This is a genomic window from Streptomyces sp. NPDC048424 (assembly GCF_040651555.1).
In the GTDB taxonomy this organism is placed as follows: Bacteria; Actinomycetota; Actinomycetes; order Streptomycetales; family Streptomycetaceae; genus Streptomyces.
Genome location: NZ_JBEZKE010000015.1, coordinates 147,229 through 162,535 on the forward strand (window position 1 = coordinate 147,229; position 15,307 = coordinate 162,535).

Here is a 15,307-nt window from a genome sequence, read left to right on the forward strand (position 1 = left end):
GGTGCGCGAGAATCGGGGTGCGCTTCATACAGAACCACAGGGAGACCCCGTGTCCGGATTCGTCGAAAAGCCCGAGCCGGTTCAGGTTCCGGGCCTCGTCCACCTCCACACCGGCAAGGTGCGCGACCTCTACCGCGACGAGGACGACCGCCTCGTCATGGTCGCCAGCGACCGCATGTCCGCCTTCGACTGGGTGCTGCCCACCGAGATCCCGGACAAGGGCCGCGTCCTGACCCAGCTCTCCCTGTGGTGGTTCGACCAGCTCGCGGACCTCGTCCCGAACCACGTCATCTCCACCGACCTGCCCGCCGGCGCCCCCGCCGACTGGGCCGGCCGCACGCTGATCTGCCGCAACCTCGACATGGTCCCGGTCGAGTGCGTGGCCCGCGGCTACCTCGCCGGCTCCGGCCTCGCCGAGTACAAGAAGACCCGTACGGTGTGCGGGCTCGGCCTGCCCGAGGGGCTCGTGGACGGCTCCGAGCTGCCCGGCCCGATCTTCACGCCGGCCGCCAAGGCCGAGGTCGGCGAGCACGACGAGAACGTCTCCTACGAGGAGGTCGCGCGCACCGCCGGCGCCGAGACGGCCGCCCTGCTGCGCCAGACCACCCTCGCCGTCTACAGCCGCGCCCGGGACATCGCGCGCGAGCGCGGCATCATCCTGGCCGACACCAAGTTCGAGTTCGGTTTCGACCCGAAGGACGGCACCCTCGTCGCCGCCGACGAGGTCCTGACCCCGGACTCCTCCCGCTTCTGGCCGGCCGACCAGTGGGAGCCGGGCCGCTCGCAGCCCTCCTTCGACAAGCAGTACGTCCGCGACTGGCTGGCCTCCCCGGCCTCCGGCTGGGACCCGAAGGGCGAGCTCCCGCCGCCGGCCCTGCCCTCGCAGGTCGTCGCGCAGACCCGCGCCAAGTACATCGAGGCGTACGAGCGGCTCACCGGCCTGACCTGGTCCTGAGACACGAAGAAGCCCCCGGTCCGAGGACCGGGGGCTTCTTCACTACAGAGCGGACAACGCGACTCGAACGCGCGACATCCACCTTGGCAAGGTGGTGCTCTACCAACTGAGCTATGTCCGCAGGTGCGCCGTAGCGCGAGAACCACTATACCCAACCTCGCTCGCGGGCGAGACGCACTGCCGTGTGACGGTTCTCGGCGCCCAGCTTCGTCGCCGCCGAGGACAGGTAGTTCCGTACGGTCCCCTGCGACAGCGCCGCCCGCTCGGCGATCTCCGCGACCGGTGCCCCGTCCGCCGCCAGTTCGAGCACCTCGGCCTCCCGAGCGGTCAGCGGCGAGTCCCCCGCGCTGATGGCGTCGGCCGCCAACTCCGGGTCCACGTAACGGCCGCCCGTGTGCACGGTCCGGATCAGTTCGGCCAGCCGCTGAGCCGAGACCGTCTTCGGCGCGAAGGCCCGCACCCCCGCGGCCAGCGCCCGCTTCAGGTGCCCGGGGCGGCCGTGACTGGTCACGATCATGATCTTGCAGTCGGGGAGCTCGGCCCGCAGTGATGTGGCGACACTCACACCGTCGGCTCCCGGCATCTGGAGGTCCAGCACCGCCACGTCCGGCCGGTGCGCCCGCGCCATCGCGAGCGCCTCGGGGCCCGAGGCCGCCTCCGCGACGACGAGCAGGTCGTCCTCCAGGGCGAGCAGGGCCGCCAGCGCCCCGCGGATCAGGTGCTCGTCGTCGGCCAGCAGTACGCGTACGGGGCTCACGCCCGCACCTCCAGTCGTTGTGTTTCCCGGTCCGGGATCTCCGCGAGCAGCCGGAACCGGCCGTCGCCCACCAGGCCCGCCTGCAGGGTCCCGTCCAGTGCCGCGAGCCGCTCCCGCAGCCCGGCCAGCCCCGAGCCCGGCGGCCCGGCCGGGGTGTCGGGCGCCCCGTCGTTCTCCACCACCAGCGTCACGGGGCCCGTCTCCGGGGCGGACAGCCGGATCAGGCAGCGGTGCGCGTCCCCGTGCCGCAGTACGTTCGTCGTCGCCTCGCGGACCACCCAGCCGAGGGCCGACTGGACCTCGGAGGGCAGCTCCCGGCCGGCCCGGAAGTCGACCCGGCAGTCCATGCCGGCGGCGCTCAGTACCCCGCGCGCGCCCTCCAGCTCCACCGCGAGATCGGCCTCCCGGTAACCCCGCACCACGTCCCGTACCTCCCGCTGGGACTCCTGGGCTATCCGCTGCACCTCGATCATCTGCTCCACCGCCTCCGGCCGTTCGCGCCGCGCCAGCTGTACGGCCAGCTCGCTCTTGAGCGCGATCACCGCCAGATTGCGGCCCATCACGTCGTGCAGGTCGCGGCCGAAGCGCAGCCGCTCCTCCGCCACTGCGAGGCGCGCCTGGACCTCGCGCGAGCGGTCCAGCTCGTAGACCGTGTTCAGCAGCCACGCGGAGAAACCGCAGGTGAAGCTGAAGAACAGGCTGCCCAGCAGGATCCCGACGAGATACCCCAGGACCTCTCCGGCGGGCAGCCCCAGGGCGAGTGCGGCCAGGCTCGTCCCGGCGGCCGTGGCCGGGGGCACGTACCGCATCCTGCGCACCGACCGCAGGCACATCACCAGCGAGCCGGAGCCGAAGCAGGTCAGCCCCGACACCAGCGCCGGCGCCATCGAGGGCTCCCCGAGCCTTCCCGCGGCCTCCAGGGCGAGGACGGCAAGGGTGGCGACGGCCGACAGGACGACCATGAACACCGCGAGCCGGACCGGACGTTCGCGCCGCCCCACCACCCAGTCCAGCGCCCTGGAATTGAGCACTCCGCACAGCACCGCGTGGCTGAACACCACCACGAAGAGCGTGCCGGACACCAGCACCGAGGAGGTCCCGGCCGCGCCCGCCACCGGAGCCAGCGCGAAGGAGAAGATCTCGAGGAGCACGAAGAGGTGGAACGACCACCGGGTGTAGAGCTCGAGCTTCCCCGCACTGCTGCGGTTCTTCCACCACCCCGTCAGCTTCGGCATCTCCGCGTCTCCCCGTCCCCCGACTCGCCCTACCTGCGCGGTTCCCAGCGGAACCACCGCTGGACAGCAAACACGGTGATCACGATCCAGGCCAGCGCACCCAGCCCGGCCCCCAGCAGGTCCCCGCTGTCGACTCCGCCGGTCCAGCCGGCCCGCACGAGGGTCATCACCCCGCTCAACGGAAGCAGTTCGCACAGGGAGGCCGCCAGGTCCGGCAGCGAGTCCACCGGCATGAACAGCCCCGAGCCGAGCACGGTCATCAGGAACAGCGGCAGCGTGGTGAAGCCGGCGGTCTCCACGGTGCGGGTGAAGGCGCTGGTCAGCGCGGACAGTCCGGCCAGCAGCAGGACGCCGGCGAGGACGGCCGCCACGAGCAGCAGCGGGTTGCGGGGCATGCGCACGTCCAACACGGCGGCTCCGGCCACCGCGAGCACCGCGATCTGGCCGAGCGCCAGGACGGCGGAGGGCAGCGCGGTCCCGGCGAGGATCTCCAGGTCGTTGGCCTCGCCGGTGCGCAGCCGCTTGAGGACCAGTTCCTCGCGCCGGGCGACGTAGGCCGAGACCAGGTTCATGTAGACGACGAGGATCAGCACCATGCCGATCCCGCCGGTCACGGTGGCCTCGCCGACGGCCTGCGCGCCCTCGACCCCGCCGAGGGAGGAGCGCAGGACGAACACCATCAGCAGGGGCATCAGGAAGGCCACGCCGAGCGCGGCCCGGTTGCGCACCAGCAGGGTGATCTCGGAGCGGCCGAGCGCGACGAGCCGGCCGGAGTTCAGGGTCAGTGTGTTCATCGGGTCCCCGCCATCGTGTCCTCGGTGCGTCCGCCGGCGCTGCGGCGGTTCTCCGCGATCTCCAGGAAGGCCTCCTCCAGGGAGGCGGACCGGGCGTCGAGCCCGTCCAGTACGACTCCGCTCTCCCGGGCCCAGCCCAGCAGTTCGGTCAGGTCCGCCTGGAGCCGTTCGGTACGGATCTCCACGCGCTGCCCGAAGGCCGCCGCGCGCAGTGCCAGCGGCAGCCGGGCCGCGGGCACCCCGTCCGGCAGGGTGAAGCGGATCCGGGCCGGCCGGGTGGCGGTGACCTCGGCCGGGGTGCCCGACAGGACGAGCTCGCCCTCGTGGAGGATCGCGAGGCGGTCCGCGAGCTCCTCGGCCTCCTCCAGGTAGTGCGTGGTCAGCAGCACCGTGGTGCCCTGGGCGCGCAGCTCCCGTACGAGCGCCCAGGTGTCCCGGCGGCCTTCGGGATCCATGCCGGTGGTCGGCTCGTCGAGGAACAGCACCTCGGGCCGGCCGAGCAGGGCCAGCGCCAGGTCGAGCCGGCGGCGCTCACCACCGGACAGCTGCTTGACCCGTACGGAGGACCGCGCGCCGAGGCCGACCAGTTCCAGCACCTCCGCCGCCGGGCGGGCGCCCGTGGTGAGCCCGGCCCACATCCGGACGGTCTCGGCGACCGACAGGTCGGAGGGGAATCCGCCCTCCTGGAGCATGACCCCGGTGCGCGGGCGGACCTGGGACCGGCGCGTGTACGGATCGAGCCCGAAGACGCGCACCCGGCCCTCGCTCGGCGCGGCCAGCCCCTCCAGCAGCTCGACGGTGGAGGTCTTGCCCGCGCCGTTGGTCCCGAGGAGGGCGAAGACCTCGCCCCGCGCCACGGAGAAGGAGACGCCCCGGACGGCCTCGAAGCCGCCGGCGTAGCCGCGGCGCAGGCCCTGGGCTTCGATCACGGTGTCAGTCATGACTCAAGCCTCGGGGCGGCCGGACGGGGTCGGCAGTGCGCGCTGTCATGACCGGCGATGACATTTGTCAGGGGTGTCCGCCCTGGCCCGTTGGGGGACGAAGAGGAGAAAGGGCGGAATGCGAAGAAGGCACGAAGAACGCATGAAGAAGGCCCCGATCGCAATGATCGGGGCCTTCTTCATACAGAGCGGACGACGCGACTCGAACGCGCGACATCCACCTTGGCAAGGTGGTGCTCTACCAACTGAGCTACGTCCGCAAGCAGTGCACCGCCTGGGCGGTGCGTGCATCACTCTACCCGATCCACCGTGGTGGTCGGAAAGTCATGCAGAGCGGGTGACAGGAATCGCACACTGCGCCTTCCCTCTGGAAGAGGGATGTTCTGCTACTGAACTACACCCGCACGACCTCGGAGGCTCTGACCTGCGGCCTGGCCCCTTGGCGTGATCCACACACTAGCCGACGGATGGGGGTGGATGGCAAATCGGCCCTCAGTGGGCCGCGTTGTAGGCCTCGTAGATCTTCTTCGGGATGCGGCCGCGCGGGGGCACCTCGTACTGGTTGGACCGGGCCCAGGCCCGGACCACCGCCGGGTCGGGGGCGACGGAGGTGTGCTTGAAGGCCTTCCCCGAGCGCGACTGGCGCCGGCCGGCGGCGACGAAGGGGGCCAGGCCCTTCCGCAGTTTCTTTGCGTTGGCCACATTGAGGTCGATCTCGTACGACTTACCGTCCAGAGCGAACACGACCGTTTCCGCCGCTTCTCCGCCATCGATGTCGTCGGAGAGCGTGACTACTACGCGCTGCGCCACGGATATCGGTCCCTTCGTGCGACGCCGCCACCTGCTGACGTGGGGCGATGTCACCTGTGTGGATGTTTCGGGGCAATGCATCATTCATCCCCCGTTGCGAAGCGGCAAAAGTCACTCGCCCGGAGTGATTCCTTTGTACCCCGATTCCCATTGCATTGCGAAGCCCAGTTAATTCTCTCCGCGTGTCCCGCCGCAATGCCGGGTACGCGGTTTTCCGGCGGATTTTGCGAAGCGTTGGTGAAGCCGAAACGGCGCGGTGATCGCGCCCTTCGGATATCTACCCGCGTAGAAATTTTGGCCGGGTACGCTGATGGAACCGCCTTCGCACCAACCACCACACGGGAGTGCCCGATGGCACGCGTCGTAGTCGACGTCATGCTCAAGCCGGAGATCCTCGACCCCCAGGGCCAGGCGGTGCAGCGTGCACTGCCGCGCCTGGGCTTCGAAGGGATCGCCGACGTCCGCCAGGGGAAGCGCTTCGAACTGGAGGTGGAGGGACCGGTCGACCAGGCCGCCCTCGACCGCATCCACAAGATGGCCGAAACGTTCCTCGCCAACACCGTCATCGAAGACTTCACCGTGAAGGTCGAGGCCTGACGGTGACCACTCGCATCGGAGTCGTCACGTTCCCCGGAACGCTCGACGACCGTGACTCGCTGCGCGCCGTCCGCCTCGCCGGGGCCGAGCCCGTCTCGCTGTGGCACCGCGACAAGGACCTGCACCAGGTCGACGCGGTCGTCCTCGCGGGCGGCTTCTCCTACGGGGACTACCTGCGCGCCGGGGCCATCTCCCGCTTCTCGCCGGTGATGGAGACCATCATCGAGCAGGCCAAGGGCGGCATGCCCGTCCTGGGCATCTGCAACGGCTTCCAGGTCCTCACCGAGGCCCACCTGCTGCCGGGGGCGATGCTCCGGAACAACCACCTGCACTTCATCTGCCGCGACCAGAAGCTGCGGGTGGAGAACGCGGAGACCGCGTGGACCGGCGACTACACCGCCGGCCAGGAGATCTCCGTACCGCTGAAGAACATGGACGGCCGGTACGTCGCCGACGAGCGCGTCCTCGACGAGCTCGAGGCCGAGGGCCGCGTGGCCTTCCGGTACGTCGACGTGAACCCGAACGGGTCGCTGCGCGACATCGCCGGCATCACCAACGCCGCGGGCAACGTCGTCGGCCTCATGCCGCACCCCGAGCACGCGGTCGAGCCGCTGATCGGGACCGGCCGCACCGACGGCCTCCCGTTCTTCACCTCGGTCCTGAAGAAGCTGGTCAGCGCATGAGCCTCGACACCGTCAAGAACGCCACCGAAACCCCGGACGCCTCCCAGCCGTGGAAGGAACTCGGCCTCAAGGAGGACGAGTACGCCCGCATCCGGGAGATCCTCGGCCGCCGCCCCACCGGCGCCGAGCTCGCCATGTACTCGGTCATGTGGTCCGAGCACTGCTCGTACAAGAGCAGCAAGGTCCACCTGAAGCAGTTCGGCGAGAAGGTCCCGCAGAACGACGCCATGCTCGTCGGCATCGGCGAGAACGCCGGCGTCGTCGACGTGGGCCAGGGCTACGCGGTCACCTTCAAGGTCGAGTCGCACAACCACCCCTCGTACATCGAGCCCTACCAGGGCGCGGCCACCGGCATCGGCGGCATCGTCCGCGACATCCTCGCCATGGGCGCCCGCCCGATCGCCGTCGTGGACCCGCTGCGCTTCGGCGCGGCCGACCACCCCGACACCAAGCGCGTCCTGCCGGGCGTCGTCGCGGGCATCGGCGGCTACGGCAACTGCCTGGGCCTGCCGAACATCGGCGGCGAGGTCGTCTTCGACGCCTGCTACCAGGGCAACCCGCTCGTCAACGCCGGCTGCATCGGCGTGATGAAGCACGAGGACATCCACCTGGCCAAGGCCTCCGGCCCCGGCAACAAGGTCATCCTCTACGGCGCCCGCACCGGCGGCGACGGCATCGGCGGCGTCTCGGTCCTCGCGTCCGAGACCTTCGACGACACCAAGCCCACCAAGCGCCCCGCCGTGCAGGTCGGCGACCCCTTCCAGGAGAAGCTCCTCATCGAGTGCACCCTGGAGATCTTCAAGGAGAAGCTGGTCGCGGGCATCCAGGACCTCGGCGGCGCCGGGCTCTCCTGCGCGACCTCCGAGCTCGCCTCCGCCGGCTCCGGCGGCATGCGCGTCGAGCTGGACACCGTGCCGCTGCGCGACGCGACGCTCTCGCCCGAGGAAATCCTCATGAGCGAGTCGCAGGAGCGCATGTGCGCGATCGTCGAGCCGCAGTACGTGGACCGCTTCATGGAGATCTGCGAGAAGTGGGACGTCATCGCCACCGTCATCGGTGAGGTGACCGACGGCGAGCGCCTGGAGATCTTCTGGCACGGCGAGCAGATCGTGGACGTGCCCCCGGGCACGGTCGCCCACGAGGGCCCGGTCTACCACCGCCCGTACGCCCGCCCCGAGTGGCAGGACGCGCTCCAGGCCGACGACGCGGGCAAGCTGCCGCGGCCGCAGACCTCCGAGGAGCTGCGTGCGCAGGTCCTCGCGCTGGTCTCCTCCCCGAACCAGGCCTCCAAGTCCTGGGTCACCGACCAGTACGACCGCTTCGTGCAGGGCAACACCGTCCTGTCGCAGCCCGAGGACGCGGGCATGGTCCGCATCGACGAGGAGTCGAACCTCGGCGTGGCCATGGCCACCGACGGCAACGGCCGCTTCGCCAAGCTCGACCCGTACACGGGCGCGCAGCTCGCGCTGGCGGAGGCGTACCGCAACGTCGCCGCGACCGGTGCCAAGCCGCTCGCCATCTCCGACTGCCTGAACTTCGGCTCCCCCGAGGACCCGGGCGTCATGTGGCAGTTCGCCGAGGCCACCCGCGGTCTCGCGGACGGCTGCTTCGAGCTGGGCACCCCGGTGACCGGCGGCAACGTCTCGCTGTACAACCAGACCGGTGACATCGCGATCCACCCGACCCCGGTCGTGGCGGTCCTCGGTGTGATCGACGACGTCAACCGCCGTACGCCGATGGCGTTCGCGGAGGCCGGCCAGCTGCTGTACCTGCTGGGCGACACGGCCGAGGAGTTCGGCGGCTCGGCCTGGTCCCAGGTCGTCCACGACCACCTCGGCGGCATGCCGCCGAAGGTGGACCTGGGCCGCGAGAAGCTGCTCGCCGAGATCCTGATCTCGGCGTCCCGCGACGGCATGATCGACGCCGCGCACGACCTGTCCGACGGCGGCGTCATCCAGGCACTCACCGAGTCCTGCCTGCGCGGCGGCAACGGTGCGCGGATCGTGGTGCCCGAGGGCCTGGACGCCTTCACCTTCCTGTTCTCCGAGTCCGCGGGCCGCGCCATCGTGGCCGTCCCGCGCAGCGAGGAGCTCCGCTTCACCGACATGTGCGGTGCGCGGGGCCTGCCGGTCGCCCGCATCGGCGTGGTGGACGGCGAGGAGATCGAGGTCCAGGGCGAGTTCACCCTCCCGCTGGCCGAGCTCCGCGAGGCCCACGAGGCGACGATCCCGGCCCTGCTGGCCTGATCCCGCCGCAGCTCGTACGAGGCCCCGCCCACCCCCGTGGGCGGGGCCTCGGTGTTCCTCCCGCCGCGCGGCGCGGCCGCACGGAGCCGGCGCCGCCCGGATAGGGTCACCGCATGCCGCCCGCCAGGAAGAAGCCGCGCACCTTCGATCCCGTCAGGATCCGTACGGCCGTCACCGCGCAGTTCGCGCATGTCGGCGAAGCCGTCGGGGAGTTGGGGCCCGAACAGCTGGCACGGCCCAGCGGGCTCGGGGACTGGACCGTCGCCGACCTCGCCGCGCACATCGCCTGGATCGCGGACTCGCTGGCCGCCGGTCTCGCCCGGCCGCCCGCCGCCATCGCCGAACTGTCCGCCGTCGAGTGGCCCTTCGCCACCGCCTCCCTCGCCGGGAAGATCTCCGAAGCCGCCCGGGAGACCCTCGCCGGCGCCCCGCTGCCCGAGCTGTACGAGCGGGCGGCCGCCCGCATGGCCGAGGCGCTCGCGGCGAACCCGGACGCCCGCGTGCTGGACCTGTGGATCGGGGACATGACCCTGGCCGACTTCCTGGTCACCCGGACCGTCGAGCTGGTGGTCCACACCGACGACCTGAACCGGGCCGCCGGACTGGACATCCCGATCGAGCGGCAGGCGCTGGCCGCCTGCACCCGGCTGCTCGCCGACGCCCTCGCGCTCAAGGCCCCGGGCGGTGCGGTCGAGGTGCGGATCCCGCCCTTCGCGGTGGTCCAGTGCGTCGAGGGGCCCCGCCACACCCGCGGCACCCCGCCGAACGTGGTGGAGACCGACCCGCTGACCTGGATCCGGCTCGCGACCGGCCGTACGGGATGGGCCGGGGCACTCGACGGGGCGCGGGTCAGCGCCAGCGGCGAGCGGGCCGACCTGTCCGCGCTGCTGCCGCTGATGAGCTGAGCGCGGCCGTGACGGAACCGTCCCGCCGCGCCGTCCGTCCCAGGGGCATGCGTACCTTCCGGCACGTCCACATCCCCGCGGGGCCGGCCCTCGTACTCGTACTCGCCCTCGGCCTGACCGGCTGCGCCGAGGCCGAGGAGAGCGGGAGCGCTCCGCTGCCCGCCGTCGTGGGCTCCTGGGCCGTCGAGTCCCTGACCACCGGCGGCCGCACCCTGCACGCTCCCGAGTCCGCCCGCGTCGACTTCGCGCAGGACAAGGCCAAGGGCAGCTACGGCTGCAACGGCTTCCAGGCGGCGGTCGTCCTCGACGGCACCACCGCGATGACCGTCACCCCCGGCATGTCGACCACCATGGCCTGCCCGGACATGGAATTCGAGACGGCCTTCGCCAAGCTGTTCTCGGGCCGGCTGACGATCGACCGGGGCCCCGATCGGCTCACCCTGAAGAGCGCCGACGGGAGCACCATCGCCATGACCTCCCAGCCCCGTGACCCGGACGCCCCGCTCCTCGTCACCGACTGGACCGTCGACTCGCTGATCAGCGGGGAGACCGTGTCCTCCGTACCCGCCGAGGCCGCCGGCAAGGCCCGGTTCTCCCTAGCCGCGGACGGCACGGCGGGCGGCACCCTCGGCTGCAACCGGTTCAGCGCCAAGGCGACCGTGGACGGCTCCACGGTCACCTTCGGCCCGCTCACCACGACGCGGATGGCCTGCGAGGGCCCGGCGGGCGAGGTCGAGCGGATGCTGACCGCGCTGTTCGGCAGCGGCCCGCTCACCACGAAGATCGACGGCCGGACCCTGACCCTCACCGCCGCCGACGGCAAGGGCCTGACCGCGAAGGCGGCCTCCGCCGCCGAGTGACCCGTACGGGCGCCGCGGCGCGGCCGGTGATCAGCCCGGGTACGGCAGCAGGCCCGCGTCCACGCGCTCCCAGGCCGCACGGAGCTGTGCCAGCCGGGCCGGGTCCACGGCGGCCTTGTCGGCCTGCTCGCGGACGTCCCCGGCCAGGTTGAACAGCTGGTCCTTGCCCGCCTTGCCGCGGTAGTACTTCCAGTCGCCGCGGCGCAGCGCCCGCTCGCCCCGCACCCGCCAGAACAGGTCCCGCTCGGCGACCTTCTCGCCGCGCAGCAGGTAGCCGGCCAGGCTCACCCCGTCGAGCGGGTAGGCGGGGTGCGGGCGGGCCCCGGCGATCTCCAGGAGCGTCGCCGTCCAGTCCGGGCTGAACACCGGGACGTGGCTGACCTGGCCGCCGTCCAGCCGGGCGGGCCAGCGCGCGATGTTCGGCACCCGGATCCCGCCCTCCTGGAGGGAGGCCTTGTTGCCGGACAGCGGCCAGTTGAACGAGAAGCGCTCGCCGCCGTTGTCGCTGGAGAAGACGACCAGGGTGTCCTCCTCCTGGCCGGAGCGCTTCAGCGCCTTCAGCACCTCGCCGACCGAGCGGTCGAGGTCCTCGACCATCTCCTTGTACTTCTCGACGGAGCCGCCGTCCTGGTGCCACAGGGCGCGGCCGTCGCCCGCCTTGATCCGCCGGACGATCTCGGCGCTCTCCTCGGTGTCCCCGTCGGCGATCCAAGGCCAGTGCGGGGTGGTGAAGTTGAGGTTCAGCAGCCACGGCTTGCCGTGGTGGTCGCGGGAGACGTACTCGCTCGCCCGCTCCGTGATGATCCGCGTGTAGTACCGCAGGTCCTTGTACTCGGCGTCGCCCTCGTAGAGGTCGTACTCGCCGGCCAGGCCCAGCTTGGAGTAGTACTCCAGGGCCCCGCCGAAGTTGCCGAAGAACTCGTCCCAGCCGGACCGGGTCGGGCTGTAGTCGGGCAGGTAGCCCGCGTGCCACTTGCCGATCAGCGCGGTGGCGTAGCCGGCCCCCTTCAGCAGGGAGGCCAGCGTCGGGTGCGTGGGGTCGAGCCCCACGGACTTGTCGGCGATCGGCTCGGCCAGCCCGCCCTTGGTACGGCCCGGGTAGCGCCCGGTGTACAGGCTGAACCGGGTCGGCGAGCAGGTCGCGGAGCCCGAGTAGGCGTCGGTGAACCGGACGCCCTGGCGGGCGAGGCGGTCCAGGTTCGGGGTCTTGATGTGCGGGGAGCCGTACGCGGAGAGGTCGGCCCAGCCCAGGTCGTCACCCAGGATGAACAGGATGTTGGGCCTGCGGGCGCGCCGGCCGCGGTCGGCCCGGAACTCCCGCTCCTGGGGGCCGGCGGCCCGGGCATCAGGGCCTTCGGCGGCCTCGGCGGGGGCGGCGCCCAGCCCCACGGCGGCGGCGGCCGCGCTCACTCCGACGGCGCCTCCGAAGGCACGACGGGACAGCTTGTTCTCGTACGAAGACACAGGTACTCCAAGGCACGGTCCGCCGGCCGGCTCCGGGCGGGGCGCGGGACGGCGCGCGGCAGGGCGGAGCAGGGCGGGGCGGAGCGGAAATGAGAAAGGGGGAGGACGAGTTGCGGCTACGCGGAACAGCGACAGATGGCGCTCGCGACACGGACCAGGTCCACGTGCCGGCGCTCGACGAGGGTGACGGTGCGGTCACCGAGAGGCTGCATGGACCGAGAGCCTGTACGAATGCCTTCGTGCATGTCAACAAGGTGATCCGAATACCGAGACGGAGGCGTCCGGTCACCCTCTGTGCTGTGACATTTCCCGGCCATCCCCAATTCGGACCAGTGGTCGATCTCGCCTACACTCGGAAGCGTGCCTCGTGGTGATGGACGACTCAACCACGACCTGCTCCCCGGCGAAAAGGGCCCCCAGGACGCTTGCGGCGTCTTCGGTGTCTGGGCTCCGGGTGAAGAGGTCGCCAAGCTCACCTACTTCGGACTGTATGCACTACAGCACCGCGGACAAGAGTCCGCGGGAATCGCTGTGAGCAACGGTTCCCAGATCCTCGTCTTCAAGGACATGGGCCTCGTTTCCCAAGTCTTCGACGAAACCTCTCTCGGCTCGCTCCAAGGTCATATCGCGGTCGGTCACGCCCGCTATTCGACCACCGGGGCCTCCGTCTGGGAGAACGCGCAGCCCACTTTCCGCGCGACCGCCCACGGCTCGATCGCCCTGGGTCACAACGGCAACCTGGTGAACACCGCCGAGCTCGCCGAGATGGTCGCCGACCTCCCCCGTCAGGACGGGCGTGCCACTCAGGTGGCCGCCACCAATGACACCGACCTGGTCACCGCCCTGCTCGCGGGGCAGACCGACGAGGACGGCAAACCCCTGACGATCGAGGAGTCGGCCACCAAGGTCCTCCCGAAGGTCAAGGGCGCCTTCTCCCTCGTCTTCATGGACGAGGGGACCCTCTACACCGCCCGTGACCCGCAGGGCATCCGCCCGCTGGTCCTCGGCCGCCTGGAGCGCGGCTGGGTGGTCGCGAGCGAGACCGCCGCCCTCGACATCTGCGGCGCCAGCTTCGTCCGCGAGGTCGAGCCGGGCGAGCTCATCGCGATCGACGAGAACGGCCTGCGCACCTCGCGATTCGCGGAAGCGAAGCCCAAGGGCTGTGTCTTCGAGTACGTCTACCTGGCGCGCCCGGACACCGACATCGCCGGCCGGAACGTCTACCTCTCGCGTGTCGAGATGGGCCGGCGCCTGGCCAAGGAAGCCCCGGTCGACGCCGATCTGGTGATAGCGACGCCGGAGTCCGGTACGCCGGCCGCCGTCGGATACGCCGAGGCCAGCGGGATCCCGTACGGCTCCGGCCTGGTCAAGAACGCCTACGTGGGCCGGACCTTCATCCAGCCCTCGCAGACGATCCGCCAGCTCGGCATCCGCCTGAAGCTCAACCCGCTCAAGGAAGTCATCCGCGGCAAGCGCCTCGTGGTCGTCGACGACTCGATCGTCCGCGGCAACACCCAGCGCGCGCTGGTCAAGATGCTCCGCGAGGCCGGCGCGGCGGAGGTCCACATCCGGATCTCCTCGCCGCCGGTGAAGTGGCCGTGCTTCTTCGGCATCGACTTCGCCACGCGGGCCGAGCTGATCGCCAACGGCATGTCGGTCGACGAGATCGCCACGTCGCTCGGCGCGGACTCGCTCTCGTACATCTCGCTCGACGCGATGATCGAGGCGACCACCATCCAGAAGCCCAACCTCTGCCGTGCCTGCTTCGACGGCGAGTACCCGATGGAGCTGCCCGACCCGCAGCTCCTGGGCAAGCAGCTCCTGGAGAGCGAGCTCGCGGGCGGTACCGACGCCGCCGACGCGCTCCGCCGTCCGTAGGCGATTCTCGGTTCGCCCTGCTCAACCTGCGCTGGGCCCTCTCTTTGAGGCTTCTCCGGGGGCCCAGCACCACACGCAGTAACGACACGAAAGCTCTCTCCTGTCATGACAGAGAAGACCACCGGTGCCAGCTACGCAGCCGCAGGCGTGGACATCGAAGCGGGCGACCGCGCCGTCGAACTGATGAAGGAGTGGGTGAAGAAGACGCAGCGCCCCGAGGTCCTCGGCGGCCTCGGCGGCTTCGCCGGCCTCTTCGACGCCTCCGCCCTCAAGCGCTACGAGCGCCCCCTGCTCGCCTCGGCCACCGACGGCGTCGGCACCAAGGTGGACATCGCCCGTCAGCTCGGCGTGTACGACACCATCGGCCACGACCTGGTCGCGATGGTCATGGACGACATCGTCGTCTGCGGCGCCGAGCCGCTCTTCATGACCGACTACATCTGCGTGGGCAAGGTCCACCCCGAGCGCGTCGCGCAGATCGTGAAGGGCATCGCCGAGGGCTGTGTCCTCGCCGGCTGCGCCCTGGTGGGCGGCGAGACCGCCGAACACCCCGGCCTTCTGGGCCCGGACGACTTCGACGTGGCGGGCGCCGGCACCGGTGTCGTCGAGTACGACCGCCTGCTCGGCCCGGATCGCATCCGTACGGGTGACGCCGTCATCGCGATGGCATCGTCCGGCCTTCACTCGAACGGGTACTCGCTCGTCCGGCACGTCCTCTTCGACCGGGCCGGGATGTCCCTGGACCAGCACGTCGAGGAGCTCGGCCGCACCCTCGGCGAGGAGCTCCTGGAGCCCACCAAGATCTACTCGCTGGACTGCATGGCGCTCACCCGTACGGCCGAGGTGCACGCCTACTCGCACATCACCGGCGGCGGCCTCGCGGCCAACCTGGCCCGGGTCATCCCGGACCACCTGCACGCCACGGTCGACCGTTCGACCTGGACCCCCGGCGCGATCTTCGACCTGGTCGGCAAGGCCGGGCAGGTGGAGCAGCTGGAGCTGGAGAAGACCCTGAACATGGGCGTCGGCATGATGGCCGTGGTCCCGCAGGAGTCGGTGGACGTGGCCCTGACCGCGCTGGCCGACCGGGGCGTCGACGCCTGGGTCGCCGGCGAGATCCTGGACCGTGGCGACCACGCCGAGGGCGCGACCCTGACCGGGTCCTACGAGGGCTGAGCAGCA

At 70.9% G+C, this 15,307-nt stretch carries 15 protein-coding genes and 3 tRNA genes; 8 read left to right on the plus strand and 10 right to left on the minus strand.

What is annotated here, in order from left to right; all coding sequences use genetic code 11:
- The first annotated feature begins 49 nt into the window (after positions 1 to 49).
- Positions 50 to 955 (plus strand): phosphoribosylaminoimidazolesuccinocarboxamide synthase, encoded by a 906-nt coding sequence (locus AB0D29_RS22440; RefSeq protein ID WP_362856528.1) that lies wholly within the window; start codon positions 50 to 52, stop codon positions 953 to 955.
- A gap of 48 nt (positions 956 to 1,003) precedes the next feature.
- Here the strand turns inward: AB0D29_RS22440 and AB0D29_RS22445 are convergent.
- The 8 genes from AB0D29_RS22445 to AB0D29_RS22480 all read right to left on the minus strand — a co-directional run bounded on the left by AB0D29_RS22445 (position 1,004) and on the right by AB0D29_RS22480 (position 5,492).
- Positions 1,004 to 1,076 (minus strand) — tRNA-Gly (locus AB0D29_RS22445).
- Positions 1,077 to 1,100: 24 nt separating this feature from the next.
- Positions 1,101 to 1,712 (minus strand): response regulator transcription factor, encoded by a 612-nt coding sequence (locus AB0D29_RS22450; protein WP_351289984.1) that lies wholly within the window; start codon positions 1,710 to 1,712, stop codon positions 1,101 to 1,103.
- On the minus strand, positions 1,709 to 2,947 hold the full coding sequence (locus AB0D29_RS22455) for a histidine kinase (RefSeq protein ID WP_362856529.1): 1,239 nt from the start codon (positions 2,945 to 2,947) through the stop codon (positions 1,709 to 1,711). The genes AB0D29_RS22450 and AB0D29_RS22455 overlap by 4 nt, the downstream gene beginning before the upstream one ends.
- A 29-nt stretch (positions 2,948 to 2,976) precedes the next feature.
- Positions 2,977 to 3,741: an ABC transporter permease gene (locus AB0D29_RS22460; protein ID WP_362856530.1), complete on the minus strand. Its 765-nt coding sequence runs from the start codon at positions 3,739 to 3,741 to the stop codon at positions 2,977 to 2,979.
- A complete protein-coding gene (locus AB0D29_RS22465) occupies positions 3,738 to 4,682 on the minus strand; it encodes an ABC transporter ATP-binding protein (RefSeq protein ID WP_362856532.1) in 945 nt (314 codons plus the stop codon). Before AB0D29_RS22465 ends, AB0D29_RS22460 begins: the two co-directional genes overlap by 4 nt.
- 187 nt (positions 4,683 to 4,869) lie before the next feature.
- A tRNA-Gly gene (locus tag AB0D29_RS22470) sits at positions 4,870 to 4,942 on the minus strand.
- Between the two features lie 72 nt (positions 4,943 to 5,014).
- Positions 5,015 to 5,086: transfer RNA gene (locus AB0D29_RS22475), tRNA-Gly, on the minus strand.
- Positions 5,087 to 5,174: 88 nt separating this feature from the next.
- The gene (locus AB0D29_RS22480) at positions 5,175 to 5,492 is read right to left on the minus strand and encodes an Lsr2 family protein (RefSeq protein ID WP_362802554.1); all 318 of its coding nucleotides are present in this window, start codon (positions 5,490 to 5,492) and stop codon (positions 5,175 to 5,177) included.
- A 351-nt stretch (positions 5,493 to 5,843) separates the two neighbouring features.
- On the opposite strand from AB0D29_RS22480, the gene purS reads away from it, so the two are divergent.
- The 5 genes from purS (at position 5,844) to AB0D29_RS22505 (ending at position 10,783) form a co-directional block, all read left to right on the plus strand.
- A complete protein-coding gene (gene purS / locus AB0D29_RS22485; RefSeq protein ID WP_030009438.1) occupies positions 5,844 to 6,089 on the plus strand; it encodes a phosphoribosylformylglycinamidine synthase subunit PurS in 246 nt (81 codons plus the stop codon).
- Between the two features lie 2 nt (positions 6,090 to 6,091).
- Positions 6,092 to 6,772: a phosphoribosylformylglycinamidine synthase subunit PurQ gene (gene purQ, locus AB0D29_RS22490; protein WP_362802551.1), complete on the plus strand. Its 681-nt coding sequence runs from the start codon at positions 6,092 to 6,094 to the stop codon at positions 6,770 to 6,772.
- Positions 6,769 to 9,018 carry a phosphoribosylformylglycinamidine synthase subunit PurL gene (purL, locus tag AB0D29_RS22495; protein ID WP_362856534.1) on the plus strand — a complete coding sequence of 750 codons (2,250 nt, stop codon included), beginning with the start codon at positions 6,769 to 6,771 and terminating at the stop codon, positions 9,016 to 9,018. Before purQ ends, purL begins: the two co-directional genes overlap by 4 nt.
- A gap of 113 nt (positions 9,019 to 9,131) precedes the next feature.
- On the plus strand, positions 9,132 to 9,923 hold the full coding sequence (locus tag AB0D29_RS22500) for a sterol carrier family protein (protein WP_362856536.1): 792 nt from the start codon (positions 9,132 to 9,134) through the stop codon (positions 9,921 to 9,923).
- Positions 9,924 to 9,970: 47 nt separating this feature from the next.
- Complete coding sequence (locus AB0D29_RS22505) at positions 9,971 to 10,783, plus strand: META domain-containing protein (protein ID WP_362856537.1); 813 nt, start codon at positions 9,971 to 9,973, stop codon at positions 10,781 to 10,783.
- A gap of 30 nt (positions 10,784 to 10,813) precedes the next feature.
- On the opposite strand, the gene AB0D29_RS22510 is transcribed toward AB0D29_RS22505, so the two are convergent.
- Positions 10,814 to 12,247: a sulfatase-like hydrolase/transferase gene (locus AB0D29_RS22510; RefSeq protein WP_362856538.1), complete on the minus strand. Its 1,434-nt coding sequence runs from the start codon at positions 12,245 to 12,247 to the stop codon at positions 10,814 to 10,816.
- Between the two features lie 116 nt (positions 12,248 to 12,363).
- Positions 12,364 to 12,459 (minus strand): putative leader peptide, encoded by a 96-nt coding sequence (locus AB0D29_RS22515; protein WP_324617183.1) that lies wholly within the window; start codon positions 12,457 to 12,459, stop codon positions 12,364 to 12,366.
- A gap of 148 nt (positions 12,460 to 12,607) precedes the next feature.
- On the opposite strand from AB0D29_RS22515, the gene purF reads away from it, so the two are divergent.
- Both purF and purM read left to right on the plus strand, forming a co-directional pair.
- Positions 12,608 to 14,125 (plus strand): amidophosphoribosyltransferase, encoded by a 1,518-nt coding sequence (gene purF, locus AB0D29_RS22520; RefSeq protein ID WP_362856539.1) that lies wholly within the window; start codon positions 12,608 to 12,610, stop codon positions 14,123 to 14,125.
- Positions 14,126 to 14,230: 105 nt separating this feature from the next.
- Entirely contained in the window at positions 14,231 to 15,301 is a 1,071-nt protein-coding gene (purM, locus tag AB0D29_RS22525; RefSeq protein ID WP_362856541.1) for a phosphoribosylformylglycinamidine cyclo-ligase, read from the plus strand.
- Positions 15,302 to 15,307: the final 6 nt, after the last annotated feature.